This is a genomic window from Paraburkholderia sp. BCC1884 (assembly GCF_900996225.1).
Taxonomy (GTDB): domain Bacteria; phylum Pseudomonadota; class Gammaproteobacteria; order Burkholderiales; family Burkholderiaceae; genus Paraburkholderia.
Genome location: NZ_CAAJGL010000068.1, coordinates 844,262 through 861,954, shown reverse-complemented (window position 1 = coordinate 861,954; position 17,693 = coordinate 844,262). Strand labels below are relative to the sequence as shown.

At 61.4% G+C, this 17,693-nt stretch carries 18 protein-coding genes; 9 read left to right on the top strand and 9 right to left on the bottom strand.

What is annotated here, in order from left to right; genetic code table 11:
- Positions 1–112 precede the first annotated feature (112 nt).
- Positions 113–1,066 (bottom strand): aromatic alcohol reductase, encoded by a 954-nt coding sequence (locus FQ705_RS10795; protein ID WP_144140604.1) that lies wholly within the window; start codon positions 1,064–1,066, stop codon positions 113–115.
- A gap of 217 nt (positions 1,067–1,283) precedes the next feature.
- Here FQ705_RS10795 and FQ705_RS10790 point away from each other — a divergent pair, with 217 nt between their 5' ends.
- On the top strand, positions 1,284–2,195 hold the full coding sequence (locus FQ705_RS10790; RefSeq protein WP_144140602.1) for a LysR family transcriptional regulator: 912 nt from the start codon (positions 1,284–1,286) through the stop codon (positions 2,193–2,195).
- A gap of 5 nt (positions 2,196–2,200) precedes the next feature.
- Positions 2,201–3,433: an NAD(P)/FAD-dependent oxidoreductase gene (locus FQ705_RS10785; RefSeq protein ID WP_144142318.1), complete on the top strand. Its 1,233-nt coding sequence runs from the start codon at positions 2,201–2,203 to the stop codon at positions 3,431–3,433.
- A gap of 58 nt (positions 3,434–3,491) precedes the next feature.
- On the opposite strand, the gene mctP is transcribed toward FQ705_RS10785, so the two are convergent.
- Both mctP and FQ705_RS10775 read right to left on the bottom strand, forming a co-directional pair.
- The gene (gene mctP / locus FQ705_RS10780) at positions 3,492–4,973 is read right to left on the bottom strand and encodes a monocarboxylate uptake permease MctP (protein WP_144140600.1); all 1,482 of its coding nucleotides are present in this window, start codon (positions 4,971–4,973) and stop codon (positions 3,492–3,494) included.
- The gene (locus tag FQ705_RS10775) at positions 4,970–5,167 is read right to left on the bottom strand and encodes a DUF3311 domain-containing protein (RefSeq protein WP_144140598.1); all 198 of its coding nucleotides are present in this window, start codon (positions 5,165–5,167) and stop codon (positions 4,970–4,972) included. The genes mctP and FQ705_RS10775 overlap by 4 nt, the downstream gene beginning before the upstream one ends.
- 280 nt (positions 5,168–5,447) lie before the next feature.
- On the opposite strand from FQ705_RS10775, the gene FQ705_RS10770 reads away from it, so the two are divergent.
- From FQ705_RS10770 to FQ705_RS10760, 3 genes are read left to right on the top strand one after another with little or no spacing between them, the layout of a single operon-like run.
- Complete coding sequence (locus FQ705_RS10770; protein ID WP_144140596.1) at positions 5,448–6,857, top strand: cache domain-containing protein; 1,410 nt, start codon at positions 5,448–5,450, stop codon at positions 6,855–6,857.
- A gap of 2 nt (positions 6,858–6,859) precedes the next feature.
- Positions 6,860–7,501 carry a response regulator gene (locus FQ705_RS10765; protein ID WP_144140594.1) on the top strand — a complete coding sequence of 214 codons (642 nt, stop codon included), beginning with the start codon at positions 6,860–6,862 and terminating at the stop codon, positions 7,499–7,501.
- Between the two features lie 17 nt (positions 7,502–7,518).
- Positions 7,519–8,082, top strand: coding sequence for a hypothetical protein (locus FQ705_RS10760; protein ID WP_144140592.1), 564 nt, complete (start codon positions 7,519–7,521; stop codon positions 8,080–8,082).
- 9 nt (positions 8,083–8,091) lie between these two features.
- On the opposite strand, the gene cls is transcribed toward FQ705_RS10760, so the two are convergent.
- From cls to FQ705_RS10740, 4 genes are all read right to left on the bottom strand, one after another.
- Entirely contained in the window at positions 8,092–9,354 is a 1,263-nt protein-coding gene (gene cls / locus FQ705_RS10755) for a cardiolipin synthase (protein WP_144140590.1), read from the bottom strand.
- Positions 9,355–9,512: 158 nt separating this feature from the next.
- Positions 9,513–9,998 (bottom strand): hypothetical protein, encoded by a 486-nt coding sequence (locus FQ705_RS10750; RefSeq protein ID WP_144140588.1) that lies wholly within the window; start codon positions 9,996–9,998, stop codon positions 9,513–9,515.
- A 22-nt stretch (positions 9,999–10,020) separates the two neighbouring features.
- Positions 10,021–10,893, bottom strand: a complete 873-nt coding sequence (locus FQ705_RS10745) for an H-NS family nucleoid-associated regulatory protein (RefSeq protein WP_144140586.1) — start codon at positions 10,891–10,893, stop codon at positions 10,021–10,023.
- Between the two features lie 212 nt (positions 10,894–11,105).
- Positions 11,106–11,444 carry a hypothetical protein gene (locus FQ705_RS10740; RefSeq protein WP_144140584.1) on the bottom strand — a complete coding sequence of 113 codons (339 nt, stop codon included), beginning with the start codon at positions 11,442–11,444 and terminating at the stop codon, positions 11,106–11,108.
- A gap of 222 nt (positions 11,445–11,666) precedes the next feature.
- Between FQ705_RS10740 and FQ705_RS10735 the strand changes: the two genes are divergently transcribed.
- Complete coding sequence (locus FQ705_RS10735; protein ID WP_144140582.1) at positions 11,667–11,903, top strand: hypothetical protein; 237 nt, start codon at positions 11,667–11,669, stop codon at positions 11,901–11,903.
- A gap of 20 nt (positions 11,904–11,923) precedes the next feature.
- Here the strand turns inward: FQ705_RS10735 and FQ705_RS10730 are convergent, their stop codons facing one another.
- On the bottom strand, positions 11,924–12,997 hold the full coding sequence (locus tag FQ705_RS10730) for a DUF6765 family protein (RefSeq protein ID WP_144140580.1): 1,074 nt from the start codon (positions 12,995–12,997) through the stop codon (positions 11,924–11,926).
- A gap of 306 nt (positions 12,998–13,303) precedes the next feature.
- Between FQ705_RS10730 and FQ705_RS10725 the strand changes: the two genes are divergently transcribed.
- Complete coding sequence (locus FQ705_RS10725) at positions 13,304–13,534, top strand: DUF2964 family protein (RefSeq protein WP_144140578.1); 231 nt, start codon at positions 13,304–13,306, stop codon at positions 13,532–13,534.
- Positions 13,535–13,782: 248 nt separating this feature from the next.
- On the opposite strand, the gene FQ705_RS10720 is transcribed toward FQ705_RS10725, so the two are convergent.
- Positions 13,783–14,133 carry an FKBP-type peptidyl-prolyl cis-trans isomerase gene (locus FQ705_RS10720; RefSeq protein ID WP_186307864.1) on the bottom strand — a complete coding sequence of 117 codons (351 nt, stop codon included), beginning with the start codon at positions 14,131–14,133 and terminating at the stop codon, positions 13,783–13,785.
- 252 nt (positions 14,134–14,385) lie between these two features.
- Here FQ705_RS10720 and FQ705_RS10715 point away from each other — a divergent pair, with 252 nt between their 5' ends.
- Both FQ705_RS10715 and pdeM read left to right on the top strand, forming a co-directional pair.
- Positions 14,386–17,031 (top strand): ligase-associated DNA damage response DEXH box helicase, encoded by a 2,646-nt coding sequence (locus FQ705_RS10715; protein WP_144140574.1) that lies wholly within the window; start codon positions 14,386–14,388, stop codon positions 17,029–17,031.
- Positions 17,028–17,690: a ligase-associated DNA damage response endonuclease PdeM gene (pdeM, locus tag FQ705_RS10710; RefSeq protein ID WP_144140572.1), complete on the top strand. Its 663-nt coding sequence runs from the start codon at positions 17,028–17,030 to the stop codon at positions 17,688–17,690. The genes FQ705_RS10715 and pdeM overlap by 4 nt, the downstream gene beginning before the upstream one ends.
- Positions 17,691–17,693: the final 3 nt, after the last annotated feature.

The window sequence follows — 17,693 nt, the reverse complement described above, 5'->3', positions numbered from 1 at the left end:
ACACGCTGGCGGTGGCCGGGACCGCGGCAGGGCGCCCGAGGCATGAGCGAGGGCGGCATTTTAACGTGTCCGGCGCGCCTGCCGGCAGCCTCTGCGGGGGCGTTTCCGCTCGTCAGCCTGGGTACGGAAGCGAAACGCCCTCGTCTTGCCGCAAGTTTTCGCGCATCCATTGTTCGATCCCGCAGACTGCGATGCCGCGCTGCGCGTTGAAGGTCTGCGCAGGAGACCACGAGACGCCGGCCCCGGCCGCGAACACGGCCCGATATTTCCTGAGCGAGCTGTCGGGCTCCGCGGCCAGTTCCGCCTGCAACTGCGGCACGCTCCATTCGACGCGACGCACGTGCAGGCCGAGCATGGCGTCGAGGCTATCGGCGAGCCGGCGATAGCTCACCGTGTCACCGGCGAGATAGACGACCTGGTTGGCGATGCGCGGCCTGGCAAACACGATCTCCGTCGTCAACGCGCCGATGTCGTCTGCCGTGGTGACGGTGACTGCGTTGTCCCAACTCCCCAATGCATGAACCGTGTTCTGTTCCAGGTCGACCACGCCGAAGGACGGTTCGAACAGAAAGCTGGTGAACATGCCCGTCGATACGATTACCCATTCCGTGCGCTGCTGGGCACGTAGCAGATCGCGCACGTCGAGTTGCTCGTCGAACAGATCCTGCGCGCTGCCCCGGCCGATCACGTCATAATCGACGCCGAATTGCCATGGGAAATAACGCGCCACACCCGCCTCGAGCGCGGCACGGGCGAGCTTCAACTGCACTCCCTTGCCGCCGACAAACCCCGTGCAGGAGATCACCGTATCGAAGCGCCGGAACAGCGCGGCAAGCGAAGCCGCGTCCTGCCCGGCGAGATCACCTGACACCAGTTCGATGGAGAGCGCGCGCAATTCGTCGATATCCTTGCGCCTGGCCGGATCGCCCGAGTGCAGCGTGGCGGGCCGCAGCAAGACGGCGATCGACACCTGAGGCGCAGCGGCGGCGCGACGTGCGAGACTGCGCATCATCGCCATGCCGAGTTCACCGGCACCGAGAACGAGAATGGACTGGGAGTGCGACATGAGTGGACCTTTTCGAAGACAGAAACCGTTTGGAAAGCGTTCGCTTGCACGGACGGATTGCAGTGTAGGTGTCGAGGTCCGCGGCATTGTTCGCGGTAATGGAAATGAGAAAGCGTGTGCGTCGAACGTCATGACCACCGCCGCATCCCTGTAAGATGAAAACCCGCTTCAGGCCGCCTGCGAACGACGCCACGCTCATTGGACCGACGCCCCGCTCATGGACAAACTTCAAGCGATGACCATCTTCGCGCGCATCGTCGAGGCGCAGAGCTTCAGCAAGGCTGCCGGGACGCTGTCCATGCCGCGCTCGTCGGTCACGACGATCATCAAAAATCTCGAACGCGAACTGGGCGCTGCCCTGCTTCGCCGCAGCACGCGCACACTGAGTCTGACCGACGCCGGCGAACGCTATTACGCGTCATGCCGGACCATCCTCGCGGAGATCGCACGCGCCGAAAGCGAACTGTCGACCGATACCGCCGCGCCTCGCGGGCGCGTGAGAGCCGACATGCCGGGCGTGATCGGCCGGGCGCTCGTGCTGCCGAGGCTGCGGGAATTCGAGCAACGCTTTCCCGGCATCGAGCTCGTGCTCGGACTAAGCGACCGGCCCGCGGACCTGATCTACGACGGCATCGACTGCGTGATCCGCACGGGCGAACTGGCGGACTCGTCATTGATCGCGCGACGGGTGGGCGAACTCAACTGGATCACCTGCGCGGCGCCGCGCTATCTGAAGGAATATGGCGAGCCGCAAACGCTCGGCGAGCTGGCGAGTCACCGGGCGGTCAACTATCTCTCCAATGCAACGGGCCGGCCGCTCGACTGGCGCTTTCACGTATACGGCGAAGATCACGGCATGACGATGCAGAGCCGGTTCAGCGTGAACGAAACCGAAGCCTATTTGCAATGCGGCCTCGAAGGATTGGGACTTATCCAGCTGTCCGAGTTCGTCGCGCTGCCGTATCTGACATCAGGGCGTCTGAAGGAAGTACTGGCCAGCGTCCGATGTTCGCCGGTGCCCATTTCTCTTGTGTATCCGATGGGACGCAACGCAAGCGGCGCGACGAGAGCATTCGTGGATTGGATAGTGGAAATTTTCGGGCAAAGTGAATTCGGACCCAGCAGATGAGCACAATAAAATTCGACGCCATCGTTCTCGGCGCGGGGATCGTGGGCGTAAGCGTGGCGGTGCATCTTCAGAAACGCGGCCGCCAGGTAGCGCTGGTCGATCGCAAGCTGCCGGGCAACGAGACCTCGTTCGGCAACGCGGGGCTGATCCAGCGCGAAGGCGTGTATCCCTACGCGTTTCCACGTGGACTCGACACCTTGCTACGCTATGCGCGCAACCAGTCGCCGGACGTTCGCTACCATGCCGACGCCATACTCAAGGTCGCGCCCTTCCTGTGGCAATACTGGCGCAACTCCCATCCGGCGAGGCACGCGGAAATCGCGAAGTCGTACGCGACGCTGATCGAGCATTGCGTGAGCGAACATCGGACGCTTGCGGCCGAGGCCGGCGCGAGCGCATTGCTGCGTCCGATCGGCTGGATGAAAGTGTTTCGCAGCGAAGCCGCTCACGCAGCGGAAATCCGGCTCGCGGAACAATGGCATCGGGAATACGGCATCGCTTTCGAAACACTCGATTCCGCGAGCCTGCAACGCGCCGAGCCCGATCTCGACCGCAGCTTGCGAGGTGGGTTGCGCTATCCGCAATCCGATTCGGTGAGCGATCCCAACGCCCTCGTCACCGCTTATGCGAAATATTTCGAAGCACTGGGCGGACGGTTTTTTATCGGCGACGCGGATACGCTTCGCGAAGGCTGGGAAGTCGAAACGAACGACGGCACGCTGTCGGCTTCGTCGGCCGTGGTCGCATTGGGGCCGTGGTCGGATCGGGTGAGTTCGCGGCTCGGCTACCGGTTGCCGCTTGCGGTCAAGCGCGGCTATCACATGCACTACGCGCCCGAGGGCGAGGCGCGGCTGCATCAACCGGTTCTGGACGCCGAAAACGGCTATGTGCTGGCGCCGATGGCGCGCGGAATACGGCTCACCACCGGTGCTGAAATCGCGCAACGTGACGCAGCCAGGACACCCACCCAGCTCGCCGCTGTCGAGCCGATCGCGCGCGAACTGTTCCCGCTCGGAAAACGTGTCGACGACGAACCATGGATGGGCAACCGCCCCTGCACGCCGGACATGATGCCGATCATCGGACCCGCGCGACGTCACCGCGACTTGTGGTTCGCCTTCGGCCATGCCCATCACGGGCTGACTTTGGGGCCGATCACAGGCCGGCTGATTGCGGAGATGATGACCGGCGAGCCGAGTATTGTCGATCCGCAACCGTTCCGGGTAGAGCGTTTCTAGAAAAAAAACGCCGCGGATCGACCGATCCGCGGCGTTCATCAAGCAGCGCAAAAAACGATCAGGCCGTCACCGCCGCGCGTCGCGGCGACACCATCGACACGATGAAGCTCACGACGATATTGGCCGTCAGCGCGATCAGGCCGATATACACCGGATAGACCGCATCGCCCAGATGCAGCGCGTACACCGGCTTGAGCCCCTGAATGACGGCAAGGCTCGTGCCGATCACGATCCCGACCAGCCAGCCGAGGAACAGGCCCGGCGTATTCAGACGGCGCGTGTACAGCGAGAACACGATAGCCGGGAAAATCTGCAGGATCCACACGCCGCCGAGCAATTGCAGGTCGATCGCGTACTGCGTCGGCAGGAACACGATGAACAGCAGCGCGCCGAACTTCACGACCAGCGACACGAGCTTCGCCGTGGACGCCTCGCCCTCAGGCGAGATGTTCGGCGAAACCAGCGGACGCCACAGATTGCGCGTGAACAGATTGGCCGCGCCGATCGACATGATCGCCGCGGGCACCAGCGCGCTGATCGCAATCGCCGCCGCCGCAAAGCCGACGAACCACGACGGGAACAGCGTGTTGAACAACGCCGGCACCATATCCGAGGCCGACTTCACATGCACGCCGGCCGCGATGGCCATATAGCCGAGCAAGGCGATCAGACCCAGCAGCAGCGTGTACGCCGGCAGGAAAATCGCATTCTTGCGCACCGTGCTCGCCGACGAAGACGACAGCACCGCCGTCATCGTATGCGGATACATGAACGCCGCCAGCGCCGAGCCCAAAGCGAGCGACGCATACGCGGTGAACTGCGTCGGCTTCAGCAGGATGCCCGTTGCGCCGCCCTTGGCCTTGAAGTACGTATCGGCCGCGTCGAACACATGCGCGTAGCCGCCGAGCTTCGACGGAATCAGCCACACTGCCGCGATCACGACGATATAGATCATGATGTCCTTCACGAACGCGATCATCGCCGGGGCACGCAGGCCGCTTGCGTAGGTGTAGAGCGCCAGAATCACGAAAGCGACGATCAGCGGCATTTCACCGGACACGCCGAGCCCCTTGATCACGACCTGCATGCCCACGAGTTGCAGCGCGATATACGGCATGGTGGCGATGATGCCGGTCAGCGCGACGGCCGCCGGAAACCACTTGCCGCCGTACTCACCCTGCACGTAGTCCGCCGCCGTGATGTGATCCTTCTCCTTCGCGACTTTCCACAGCTTCGGCATGACCGCGAACACGAACGGATAGACGATGATCGTGTACGGCAACGCAAAGAAGCCGTAGGCGCCCACCGAATACACCAGCGCCGGCACTGCGATCACCGTGTAGGCGGTATAGAAGTCGCCGCCCACCAGGAACCATGAAATGACCGTGCCGAACTGACGGCCACCGAGGCCCCATTCGTGCAATTGCGTCAGATCGCCCCGCTTCCAGCGCGCGGCAAAAAAACCGACCACGGTGACGAGCACGAAGAAGGCGATAAAGACCGTCATCGCTACCGGGTTCACAGGATTCAGATCACTCATTTGACACCTCGGTACACGACGTAAATCAGTAGCGAGGTCAACGGCACCCACAAGAACTGATACCAGTAGAAGAACGGGAAGCCGGCGAACGACGGACGCGTGTCGTTATAGAACGGCAGCCACAACAGCGCGATGTAAGGGATAAGCAGAATGAGCCAGAGCCATGAACGGCTGGCGGATGGGGAGGTCTCCACGAACTTCTCCTAAGTCTATTATTGACACCGCGTACCGTAACTCGTGGTTCGGACGCGGAAAACCGGTTTCCTATTAGACGGCAAACCGGCATCGCCTGCTTGCACGCCACCCACGCGGCCGAGGCCGGACCGATTTAAAGTTCATACAAATCGGCTGCGACGAACGAGGCGCGGTATGCCGCGGGGATGTAGTATTCGCGTTCGTAAGCTTCCTCACAAGCGCGCAACTACGTATGCCGGCTACGTACTATTACGTAGTTGGCCGCGGTTTTTTCGAACGATGAAACTGAAAGCAAAGATTGTCCTGCTGGCCATCGTGCCTTTTCTGGTGGCCATTGCGAGCATCGAAACCGGGGTGCGCGAGCAAGCCACCGCGCTCGCCGAACGGCAGCACGCGACCGCCCAGGCCGCCTATATGGCGAGCAAGCAGATCGAACTCAAGCATTACGTCGAACTTGCCACCACCGCGATTGCGCCGCTCTACGAGGCCGGCAGCGACAACGCGCGCGACGACGCCATGCTGCGCACGCGCGCGCTCGCTATGCTCGGCAAGATGGATTTCGGCAAGGACGGCTACTTCTTTGTCTTCGACATGCATGGCCGTGCGCTGATGCATCCGCGCGAGCCCGACATCGTCGGGCGCGATCTGTGGGCGCTGCGCGATCCGCAAGGCGCGCCGACGATCCAGCAACTGCTGGCCGCCGCATCGCGTGGTGGCGGCTACGTGCGCTATCTGTGGCAACGTCCGTCGACCGGCAAGCTCGCTTCGAAACTCGGCTACGTGGTGCCGCTGCAGCGCTGGGGCTGGATGATCGGCACCGGCATCTATCTCGACGACGTCGACACGACACTCGCGCATATCGACGAAGGGGCCGCGGCCAATATCGATCGCACGATGAAGTGGATCGACGGCATCGCCATGGCCGGCCTCGCCGTGATCGCGCTGTGCGCGCTCGTGCTCAACGTCACCGAATACCGTAGCGCCGACGCCAAACTCAAGCGCCTCACGCAGCAGGTGGTCGAATCGCAGGAAAACGAGCGAGCGCGACTGTCGCGCGAATTGCACGACGGCATCAGCCAGATGATGGTCTCCGTGAAGTTGCTGCTCGAATCGGCGTTGGCGCGCTTCGAGCGCAGTGAAGTGCGCGAACCCGCCGCCGAAGCCGCGCTTTCCACGAGCCTCACGCGCCTTGGCGACACGCTGCGCGAAGTGCGCCGCATTTCCCACGCACTGCGTCCCTCGATGCTCGACGATCTCGGCGTGGCGGCGGCGCTCGAACAACTCACGCGCGAGCTCAGCGAACAGTCCGGCATCGAGATCGGCTTCACGCAGATTGCGCATACGCACGCGGCGATCCTGCCGGATGCGGTGAATACGGTCCTGTTCCGCATCGCGCAAGAAGCGCTGACGAACATCGTGCGTCACGCGAAAGCAAGCAGCGCGGCGCTCACGCTGGAACGCTCGCGCGACGCCGTCACGCTGACGATCGCGGACAATGGGCGCGGTTTCGACGTAACGCATGCCTTCGTCGGGCGGCGCTCCGGTGTGGGCCTGCGCAATATGCACGAACGGCTCGACGCGCTCGGCGGCAAGCTCTCGCTCAGTTCACAGGCCGGCCATACCCTCCTCACCGCGCACGTGCCGCTGGACATGCACGAGCCGCATTCGCCGGCCCTGCAGGAAATCTGACCATGAACGACACCACCCTCGCCCGCCTGATTCTCGTCGACGACCATCCGCTCGTGCGCGATGGCTTGCGCGCACGGCTCGACGCCGTGCGCCACATCGAAGTAGTAGGCGAAGCGGGCAATGCCCAGGAAGCGCTCGCACTTGCTGCGAGCGAAGAGCCGCATCTGGTGTTGATGGACGTCGGTATGAATGGCATGAACGGCATCGCGCTTGCCGGCCTGTTTCATGAGCGTTTTCCAGCCATCCGCGTGCTGATGCTGTCGATGCACGACAACCTCGAATACGTGACGCAGGCAGTGCGCGCGGGCGCCAGCGGATACGTGCTGAAAGACTCCCCTGCCACCGAAATCATTCAGGCCATCGACGCGGTGCTCGACGGCAAGCAGTTTTTCAGCGCGGGGTTGGGCGCGCGCCTGATTCAGGCGTCCGCGATCCAATCGCCGGTTGAACGGCTCACGCCGCGCGAGCGCGACATTCTCGACGCGCTGGCCGAAGGTCTGTCGAGCAAGCAGATCGCGCAACGTAACGAGCTGTCGGTGCGCACGGTGGAAACACATCGGCTGAATCTGAAGCGTAAGCTCGACATCGAAGGTCAGGCGGAACTGATCAAGTTCGCGGTTGAAAACCGGCGCTCGCACCGCTGAAACAGGAGCCGATGAGAATGAAGCGTGCAATCTCTATGCGGCGGGTCAAACTTCTAATCTGGCTATGCTGCGCGAGTGCGGGCTTGGGTCAGATACAGGCTCATGCGCAACAGCCGCGCGTCAATCGCGGCCATGATCCGTTCTTCCAGATATCCAAAGCGATCGGCGATTGCCCCGTGCCGCTCGGTCCGCTAGAAACCGAGCAGGAATGGCTCGACGACAGCCATTACCGGATCGAGCGCGGCAATAGCTGCTGGGTGGAAGGACGTTGCCGTTTGTCGAACGCTTATCTATATGACGCCGAAATCGCCGACGCGGTTCAGCGTCGTTTAGCCAATATCAACTACGCCACGCACTGGCGCGAACAGTCGACACTCTGGCTTACGCTACAACGCCGTTTTATTTATGTGCAGGGCTGCGTTGCGCCCGGTTTCGACAAGGCGGCTTTTCTCGGCGAGCTCGCGAAAACCGCCGACGTGGATCGTGTCATCGACGATACGACGCCTAACCCTCGTGCCGCGCAACTCCCCTATAAGACACTCGCCGATCCGGATAAACCCGTGTTCAATCCAGGCAATTAGCGATATTTATTAGAGTTGCGTGTCCAGCAACGGCACGATTTTTTCAATCAGCCGTTCCTTGAGCGGACGCCGCTTCCATGCCTCCAGCGTGATGCGCTCCGACTTCTCGATATCTTTGGCGAATACCGATGTTTGCAACTTCGCGAACTCGTAGTCGTAAATATTCAGATTGGCTTCGTCGTTGAGCTTGAAAGACCGGCTATCGAAATTGGTCGAACCGACCGAAACAAGATACTCGTCGACCACGAGTAGTTTGCAATGAAACATGGTCGGCTGGTATTCGAACATCTCCACACCCGCTTCGAGCAGATCGCCCCAGCATGCACGCGACGCTTCCCGCACTGTGTGCGTGTCGATATGGTTTCCCGGCGTGATGACCTGCACTTTCACGCCGCGCTTCGCCGCTTCGACAATTGCGTTGATCGTGAGTTTGTCGGGTACGAAATACGCGCTTGCGAGGTGGATGGTATGCGTCGCCGCAGTGATCGCCATGAGATACATCAACTGCATGTCGTCGCTGCCGCCCGAAGGTGAACTGCTGAACATGTGCGCGAGGCCATCTCCAACCGGGTCGACGGCCGGAAAATAGTCGGGGCCGTGCAGTACATTGCCCGTCGCTTTCACCCAATTGTCCATGAACACCGCTTGCATATGTCCGACCACTGGCCCCTCCACGCGGAAATGCGTATCGCGCCAATGCTTTTCGTCCTGCGCATGACCGGTCCACTCGGGCGCAATACCCACGCCGCCCGTAAAACCTATATGGCCGTCGATCACCAGCAGCTTGCGGTGCGTGCGATCGTTCATGCGGCCCAGCCCGGTCCAATGAGGCTTGTGATACTGGACAACTTTTGCGCCTGCGTCGCGTAGCAGACCCAGATAGCGCTTGTCCATTTTCGACGAGCCGACCCAATCGAGGAGAACATGCACGGCGATACCTTCGCGCGCTTTATCGGCGAGAGCCTGTGCAATCTGCTCGCCAATTGGGCCGGACCAGTAAATGAACGTTTCGAAGGTAATGGAACGGCGCGCCGAGCGAATCCCCTCCAGCATCGAAGGAAAGATCCGGTCGCCATTCACGAGCATCTCGAAGCGATTGCCCGAGAGAACCGGCGGCCCAAGCAACAACCCCATGGAACGGAGAAATTGTGGATCGTCACTCGCGTAGAGCCGTTCGATTTTGTGCTCGATCTTCTTCTCGCCACTCGATAAATTCGCAATGACCAGAATGATGATAAGCGTGACGAAGGCGGTAATCGGAATCGTCAGCATGCGTGGCCTCGATGCTAATCAGCGGGCGCTTTGCATGGCCGCCCTGCGGGTTGACGGAGATTGCGGGCCGCGAAGAGCCCGAGCTTTACCTCGAACGCAGGACGCACGGCGCGTGCCCAATGCGGGACCGCGCCTTGCTAGTACCGGGAGTTGGGCGACTACCGGACGAGCGAGAACGCTTCCCGACTGGCGATTTCTCCCGCGCCATAGACGCCGACTACGGTGTAGTCGGACGCGACGCATTCAAATGTCGATGCCTGAAACGTAATGACGAAATGACGCGGCGTGAGTCCCGGAGAAGCCAGCGCCGCGATTTCAGCCGCGAGCGATGAGTGGATGACTTCGTGAGCCGAGCAACCGACCAACCCTTGCGAGGCGAGCGGATGAATCTCGAGATCGCCTTCCCCGGGTGGCCCCAGACGATGAAACACGCAGTCCGCGAACAGCACTGCGCAGAAGGGATCGTCGTCGGTGTCGAACGGACCAAACCGCTCGAAGTCGGCTTCCGCAATCGGGTAAGCCAGAATAACCCGACGGTCGCTGACCACCATGAACGGCTCGGCGGCGTCGTCCGCCGGACGTGGAACGGAGTCCAGCAGGACGACCTGGTCTTCCTGCTGGGGTGATTCGAGCGTACTGGTCATCGACTTCGAGACTCCGTTGCGCTTACGCGCTGACTGACGTGGCCGGAGTTTGCGGCGCTGCCGCAGGACTCGCCGTAGCGGTTTTGCCTGGAGCGGCCGCTTTGCGCACCGGCGCTTTCCTGGCCGCGGGTTTCTTTACCGCCGCTTTCGCCTTCTTCGCTGCGGGCTTTGCCACCGCTTTCTTGACTACGACTTTCTTGGCGGCCACTTTCTTGACTGCCGAGACCTTCCTGGCAGCCGTTTTCTTCGTAGCAGCCGCCTTCTTCGCGACGACTTTCCTGGCCGCAGCCTTCTTGCTCACAGCACCGCTAGCTGCCGCCGACTTCACCTTGCCGGCCTTTTTTGCAGCCTGGTGACCCGCCTTGCCCGCCGCCGCGGCAGCGCCGTCGATCAGGAATCTGGTGCGGTCTTTAACCGTTGCAAGCCATGCGGGCGCCGGACCACGGCCGCTCCAGGTTGCGCCAGTCTTGGGATTGAGGTACTTGGCCGGCTGTGCGCCTTTAGGCTGACCTTTGCTGCTGGAGGCATGTGTGAGTGCCGCCTTGACCGTCGATTTCAACTCGCTCGCACCTTCGACGAGGAATTGAGTGCGGTCTTTCACGCTGGCAATCCAGGCCGGCGCACGGCCGTGGCCGGTCCAGGTCGCCCCGGTTTTATGATCGCGGTACTTGGCTACACCCGCAGTACTCGAGCGGCCATTGCCTGCGTGACCGTTCAAACCTCTCGCGGCACGGCGCGCTTTTGCTTTTGCTTCGATATCTGTCGTGGTGAGGCCATGCTTGAGCATCAAGTCGCGAATCTGGTCGACTGCGACTTGCGCTTTTTTTGCAATAAGGACATCAGCTTGAGCCTGGAGCTTCTTAAGCTTTGCTTGGATTTGCTCTAACGTAGGCATTTGATTGCTCCTTATGTGGTAATCGAACGAACTATGCCATGAATAACACGAGAAAGGCAGACCCGCGTGGCGATAAAGAGACCAACACGTTTTTTTACATCCACGTGGAGTACGAAACTTTCGGACTCGCTACTCGATAACCCGGATGTCGACTCTTCTCTTTGTCAATCCTTCTGCCTTTTCGTTCGCCTTGCCGAATCTTTTCCGCGCACTCAAGTCGGGGTAAAAACCACTGCCTGGCGATCGGCAATGTATCGGACGCTGCGCACAAAACGGTATTGCTGCTCGTCGGCGGTGATCCGGTTGAGTCCCAGCCGGGTCAGTGTCAGCATTTCGTCTGCCTCGAAAGCAGCGACTACGCCGTAATCCTTCAAGTCTTCGAAAGCACCCGACGGATCGCCGACATAAACACTGCGCACCTGCATGCCGATTCGCATCAGGATCACGCTTTCGCCTTCGTCGAGTGCCCGTTCGAGGTAGCCGGCCAGAGTTCGAAGCGAGTCCGGCGTGCAGGCCTGGGACTGATAGACTGCAGCATTCGATGACGTCATATCCGTTTCCCCGTCGAGCGCGTCAAGAAGGGCCGCCGCTGTGCATCGCGGCAATAACCGCTTCTACTATAGGCAAGCATTCGCGGATTCAAAGGATTAGCGTTCTTTTTTTGTCGCCGGCGAATGGCGAGAGCAGCTTCGTTAAGGCGGCTATTGAAAAGAAGTCGGCCGGCGCCATCTTTGGACAACTTTTTTAACAACTCAATAGCACGGTACTTTCAGATGAAAGCAGGAAGCTTCAAAACCGCACTCGCGGCAGTGACAGTGACAGTGGCAGCAATGGGCACGGCCAACGCGGCAGGCTGCGTGAAGGGGGCGGTTGTGGGCGGCGTCGCGGGACATTACGCCGGACACCACGCAGTCATCGGTGCCGTGGGCGGTTGCCTGGTCGGCCGCCATCTGGCTAAGAAGCACGCGCAGGAAGAAGCGGCGCAGCGTCAGCAAACGAGAGTGCAATAACAGCGGCTAACGCTGCGCGATCACGCGATTCGCAATCCATAAAACGGCAGGATTTCCTGCGTGGTCACGAAGCGGTGCTCCTTGACCGCGTCGTGAAACAGACGGTAATCGCTCTTTTCAAAGGCGTCCGTCCACGCAGGCTTATCGCCCGAGTCGTCGTCGGCCAGCAAGCCGGTTGCCAGATGCTTCCATGAACCTGAGCCTTTGGGCACATAAGCCGGAATCGATTCTTTCAAACCGGGAATCCCGCCGGCTTTTACCAGATCGCAAATGTTCAGCAGGCGCCGGTTGTCGTCCAGATCCTGATTGGTGCCCAGCAGATCCGTGAGGGCGTCTTTCACGTTTGTCGGCAAGCCGGCCTGAGTTTCGAAATCCTCTCGTCCTGCCAGATATGCACGCACCACGCGGCAGCTCATATCGGCCGCCGTCACGAATGCCGGCAGGTTGTCCCGCTCAATCAACTCGTGTCGACCGTCGATGTACGTCCATTTGGCCCACGGCTGATCCGGATAGTGCAAGGCCGCACCGTGACCGACCGGCAACGCCGCCGTCAGTACATCTTCTTCAATCCGCTCGATCAGATGCTTCGATGCGCTAGTCAGCCTGGCAAGCCAGCCTTTGCGCGTGCAATCTTGCGACTCCAGAAGCCGGACCCGATTCCACAGACTTTCAATACCCGAAAAGCCCTGATGCGCCCAGGTATCGACATACGTGTGCAGCGTCACACCCAGGCGATGCAGACAGGTTTGCGCGTTGCGCTGCCGGATTGCGCGCCGCACGACTTCGCGCGCGACGGTGCTGTCGGCGCGGCACACGGCTTTTTCCTCCAGCGTCGCGCCCTCACCGGCCGGAAGGAAATGAAATGGCGCCCACACCAGCCGGTTCTGGTCGTTCTCCGTATTGGCGTAATCAAACATCTTGTGCGCTGTGGCAAACCGCTCGAAAGTCTCGCCGCCGGCAAAGCGCAGTATTCCCGCCGTAGTAGCATCGTCGATGTACTGGCAGGCGTGGGCGACGGTGACCGCCTGCGCGGCCGGCATGCCGGCCGTGCGAGCGGCGATATAGACCACGCCATAATGAAAGTCGATATTCATGACAGGCGCTCCTCGTGCGCGAACAATCAGGTCATTAGTAAACGACTCAGCGCGCCGCCGCTTTAAACGTGGTTCGCCTGAGAAACGGCAGTCGGACGTTTGCCGGCCCGCGCCGCCAATCGACCTGAAACAAGCTTAGGCTTTATTTCTCGACTTTATTATTTGCACGATCAGGCGACTCCTATATGCTGGGTGCCACTGTGATCGATTTGTAATACGCAGCCGGCATGTCCGGCTGCGTGCAGTTCGTTTTCAAAGCGTCTCGCCCCTGCACGCCAACGCGAACCCACGCAAAGGATGCTTCCCATGACACTCAAAAAATGGAAAGAAGGCGCAAGTCCGGAACGGCGAAAACTGATACGCAGCAAGGTTCACGTCGTGCTGGCCGCAGTCGGCACGCTGTCGTCGGTCGTCGGGATTGCGGTCGCCATCAATGGCGGCCTGGAATTCAATCGCACCAAAGTGCTGGTCGGAGTCGGCATTATCGTCGTCTCCACCATTCTTTATATTTCGATGCTTTTCGCGCCGCCGGAGTGAGCGGGACTCGGCCGGCCACTCCACCGTGAGTTCAATGACTCGAGTGCGAGACGCCGGTGATCGTAGCGCGGTAAATGTTCACTGCAAACCCGACAACCGGGAGAACCAGAGCGACATCGCGGCGATGATTCACGCGGCGTCTTGCGATCTTTTCAAGGTATTGCAGCCCCACAAAACAAAAGCCCCGCTGCGTTGACCGCATCGGGGCTTTTTCGCAGCGCGTTTCGCGCTGTATTGTTCGCGGCTCGTTACTTGCCGATGCTGACCAGTTCGACCTCGAACGTCAGATCGCTATTCGGCGGAATCGGGCCGACGCCACGTTCACCGTAAGCGGTCGCCGACGGGCAGGTCAGCTTGGCCTTGCCGCCCACCTTGATTTTCTGCACGCCTTGCGTCCAGCACGGGATCACGCGATTCAGCGGGAACGTTGCCGGGCCACCGTGTTTTGCGGAGCTATCGAACTCGGTGCCGTTGGCCAGCGTGCCGCGATAATTGACCGTGACGACGTCGTCAGCAGCAGGTTGAGCGCCCGTACCCTGCTTCAGCGTTTCGACGATCACGCCGGAAGGCAGTTTTTCAGTGGTCGGCGCAGCGGCCATTGCGGTCGTAGACAGAACGGCAGCAGCAACCAAAGCAACAATAGATTTCAAAGCAAGTCTCCAGATGGGTAGTGCGGGCCATTGTAACGGATCGCCTGTGGCACTCTGGCGTCAGCCGTCACGGCGATTCCTGCCACTTGCTGGCGACGCGCCGGGTCGGCTCGTGAACCACTGGCGCTCCAGGACGGTCCACTCAGAATATCGCCTGCGATTCATTCCGACCTGCGTATCCGATGCCAAAGAGCGCTTTCGATGACCGAGCCGCCTGATCCCGACGAGAACGCGATTCCGTCGCCGCCACCCGCCAACGAGCGGCGGCGTGCGCCCCGGCCACGCCGAATTCCGCGCAGTCGCGAGCAACAGGCACGCCTGGACGCGCGCGAACCGGCCTTCGAACCGCTTCCCTTCACACTCGACGCCGACGCCGCGCGCCGCCCGTTCGCCGAGAAGCTCGACGCGTGGTTCGCCGCGCGCGGCTGGCAGCCCTTCGATTTTCAGCGCGAAGTCTGGCAAGCAATCGCCAGAGGTGCGAGCGGCTTACTGCATGCCACGACCGGCGCCGGTAAAACCTGGGCTGTGTGGTTCGGCGCACTGGCAGCTTTTGCATCGCCGACATCGTCGGCACGCAACCGCGTGCCGCGTACTCAGCCGGAACCGCTCACGGTTCTGTGGATCACGCCGATGCGTGCACTCGCCGCGGATACCGCACGCGCCTTGCAGAGCTCGGCGGTCGAACTCGCCGTGCCGTGGAGCGTCGGCCTGCGGACCGGTGACACGTCGTCCGCCGAGCGCGCGAGGCAAAACCGGCGCATGCCGTCGGCGCTGGTGACCACGCCGGAAAGTCTCTCGCTGATTCTCACGCGGCCCGATGCACGCGACGTGCTGGCTCATGTGAAGCTGGTAATCGTCGACGAGTGGCATGAGTTGCTGGGTAACAAGCGCGGCACGCAAACGCAACTCGCGCTTGCACGTCTCGCGCATTGGCGTCCCGCGTTGCAGGTATGGGGATTGTCGGCCACGCTCGGGAATCTGCCTTTTGCCGCCGACGTCCTGCTCGCCCCTGTCAAAACGGAGCGCGTGAGCGTGCACGGCGCGTTGCCCAAAGCGCTGATCGTCGATACGCTGATTCCCGACACCATCGAGCGATTTCCGTGGGGCGGCCATGTCGGTATGCGCCAGGTCGGTCCCGTGGCCGACGCGATCGGTGAAGCGCGGACCTCGCTGGTGTTTACCAATACACGCTCGCAATGCGAGGTCTGGTATCAGGCGTTACTCGAAGCGCGCCCCGAATGGGCGGGTCTGATTGCGTTGCATCACGGCTCGCTCGACCAGCAGGTGCGCGAATGGGTCGAGCGTGGCCTGAAGGAAGGGTTGCTGAAGGTGGTCGTGTGTACGTCGAGTCTCGATCTGGGCGTGGACTTTCTGCCGGTGGAACGTGTGTTCCAGATCGGTTCGCCCAAAGGCGTCGCGCGACTCATGCAGCGCGCGGGACGCTCGGGACACGCGCCGGGGCGTCCGTCACGCGTGACGATCGTGCCGACGCATGCGCTCGAACTGGTCGAGGCCGCTGCCGCGCGCGAGGCCGTCGAGAAGCGGCAGATCGAAGGACGCGAAGCGCCGGAGAAACCCTTCGACGTGCTGGTGCAGCATCTGGTCACCGTGGCCATCGGCGGAGGCTTCGAAGCGCGTGAACTGTACCGCGAAATTTGCAGTACCTATGCCTATCGACAATTGACGCAGAGCGAATTCGACTGGGCGCTCGGCTTCGTGGAAGGCGGTGGCACGGCTTTGCGCGCTTACCCCGATTACCATCGCGTGGTGCGGGAAAGCGACGGGCTTTTCCGCGTGCCACGCGAAGATCTCGTGCGCAGGCATCGCAACAACATCGGGACGATCGTCGCGAACGGCACCTTGCATGTCGCTTATCTCTCGGGCGGCCGGATTGGTGCAATCGAGGAATCGTTCATTTCACGGCTCAAACCCGGCGATATCTTTACTTTCGGCGGTCGCACACTCGAATTGATCCGCGTGCAGGACATGACCGCGTGGGTACGTCGCGCGACGTCGTCACGCGGAGCCATGCCGCAATGGGCCGGTAGCCGCATGCCCTTGTCTTCCGAACTCGCCGACGCGACACTGACGATGCTCGCGCGCGCCGTCGCCGGGATCTACGACGAGCCGGAAATGCGCGCCGTGCGGCCGTTGCTCGAATTGCAGCAGAAGTGGTCTGCCCTCCCCGAGCCTGGCGTGCTGGTCGTCGAACTGCTGAAATCGCGCGAGGGGCATCACTTCTTCTGCTATCCGTTTGCGGGGCGCACGGCGCATATCGGTTTAGGCGCCTTGCTCGCATGGCGGGTCGCGCGCGAGAAGCCTGGTACTTTTTCGATCTCGATGAACGACTACGGATTCGAGCTGTTGTCCGCGCAACCATTCGACTGGACCGCGGAACTGGAGCGCGGCCTGCTCTCGCCGGAGCGCCTGGATCACGATATTCTCGCGAGCCTCAACTCATCCGAGCTCTCGATGCGGCGTTTCCGGGAAATTGCGCGCGTATCGGGACTGGTGTTTCAGGGACATCCCGGACAACAGAAGAGCGCGCGTCAATTGCAGGCATCGAGTGGACTCTTCTATGAGATCTTCCGCAATCACGACAGCGGCAATCTGCTGCTCAATCAGGCCGATACCGAAGTGCTGCTGCAGGAACTCGACGCCCAGCGCATTCGCCTCGCGCTCGAACGGATGAGCGCGAGCCGGGTGATCGTTACGCGACCGAAGAAGCCGACGCCGTTTGCGTTTCCGTTGATCGTCGGACGTCTGCGTGAGAAGGTCAGTACGGAGAAGCTGGCGGATCGTGTCGAGCGGATGCTCGCCGAACTCGAGAAGGCGGCGCGCGTATGAGACCTGAGTCGTTATCCGTGGAGATTGCCGGGCATTCACTGATGTTGTCGAGCTTGCGCGCGAGTTTCGATCCCGTGCTGCGTTGCCTGTTCGTCGCCGACGCGCATTTTGGCAAGGACGCGGTATTTCGTGCGCGCGGCATTCCAGTGCCGATTGGATCGACCGCCGACAATCTGATGCGTCTCGATGTTCTGATCGCGGAGTTCGAACCGGCGATGCTGGTGTTTCTCGGTGATCTGCTGCATGCGCGCGAAGCGCACGCGCGCGAGACGCTCGACGCGTTGCATGTCTGGCGCGCGCGGCACGCGGCATTGCGCGTCGTGCTGGTCGAAGGGAATCACGATCGGCATGCGGGTGGGTTGCCGGAAACGCTCAATGTCGAGACGGTGCAGGAGCCGTGGCGACTGGGGCCGTGGGCGTTGTGTCATTACCCGCAAAAAGTGACGGACGCCTATGCGCTCGCGGGGCACGTGCATCCGGTTTATCGGGTGACGACGCGCAACGATTCGGTGCGGGTTCCGTGTTTCAGGTTCGGTGCGGCGTGTGGGGTGCTGCCTGCGTTCGGTAGTTTTACCGGGGGAGCGCGTGAAGATGGAGATGTGGCGGGGGAGAAGGTTTTTCTGGTGGTACAGGAGCGGGTGATTGAGGTTGGGGGGTGATGG

What these genes read in the sequence shown, in the direction of transcription:
- FQ705_RS10795 (WP_144140604.1), bottom strand. Translation starts at nt 1,066, where the DNA reads ATGTCGCACTCCCAGTCCATTCTCGTTCTCGGTGCCGGTGAACTCGGC.
- FQ705_RS10790 (WP_144140602.1), top strand. Translation starts at nt 1,284, where the DNA reads ATGGACAAACTTCAAGCGATGACCATCTTCGCGCGCATCGTCGAGGCG.
- mctP (WP_144140600.1), bottom strand. Translation starts at nt 4,973, where the DNA reads ATGAGTGATCTGAATCCTGTGAACCCGGTAGCGATGACGGTCTTTATC.
- FQ705_RS10770 (WP_144140596.1), top strand. Translation starts at nt 5,448, where the DNA reads ATGAAACTGAAAGCAAAGATTGTCCTGCTGGCCATCGTGCCTTTTCTG.
- FQ705_RS10765 (WP_144140594.1), top strand. Translation starts at nt 6,860, where the DNA reads ATGAACGACACCACCCTCGCCCGCCTGATTCTCGTCGACGACCATCCG.
- FQ705_RS10760 (WP_144140592.1), top strand. Translation starts at nt 7,519, where the DNA reads ATGAAGCGTGCAATCTCTATGCGGCGGGTCAAACTTCTAATCTGGCTA.
- cls (WP_144140590.1), bottom strand. Translation starts at nt 9,354, where the DNA reads ATGCTGACGATTCCGATTACCGCCTTCGTCACGCTTATCATCATTCTG.
- FQ705_RS10750 (WP_144140588.1), bottom strand. Translation starts at nt 9,998, where the DNA reads ATGACCAGTACGCTCGAATCACCCCAGCAGGAAGACCAGGTCGTCCTG.
- FQ705_RS10745 (WP_144140586.1), bottom strand. Translation starts at nt 10,893, where the DNA reads ATGCCTACGTTAGAGCAAATCCAAGCAAAGCTTAAGAAGCTCCAGGCT.
- FQ705_RS10740 (WP_144140584.1), bottom strand. Translation starts at nt 11,444, where the DNA reads ATGACGTCATCGAATGCTGCAGTCTATCAGTCCCAGGCCTGCACGCCG.
- FQ705_RS10735 (WP_144140582.1), top strand. Translation starts at nt 11,667, where the DNA reads ATGAAAGCAGGAAGCTTCAAAACCGCACTCGCGGCAGTGACAGTGACA.
- FQ705_RS10730 (WP_144140580.1), bottom strand. Translation starts at nt 12,997, where the DNA reads ATGAATATCGACTTTCATTATGGCGTGGTCTATATCGCCGCTCGCACG.
- FQ705_RS10725 (WP_144140578.1), top strand. Translation starts at nt 13,304, where the DNA reads ATGACACTCAAAAAATGGAAAGAAGGCGCAAGTCCGGAACGGCGAAAA.
- FQ705_RS10720 (WP_186307864.1), bottom strand. Translation starts at nt 14,133, where the DNA reads ATGGCCGCTGCGCCGACCACTGAAAAACTGCCTTCCGGCGTGATCGTC.
- FQ705_RS10715 (WP_144140574.1), top strand. Translation starts at nt 14,386, where the DNA reads ATGACCGAGCCGCCTGATCCCGACGAGAACGCGATTCCGTCGCCGCCA.
- pdeM (WP_144140572.1), top strand. Translation starts at nt 17,028, where the DNA reads ATGAGACCTGAGTCGTTATCCGTGGAGATTGCCGGGCATTCACTGATG.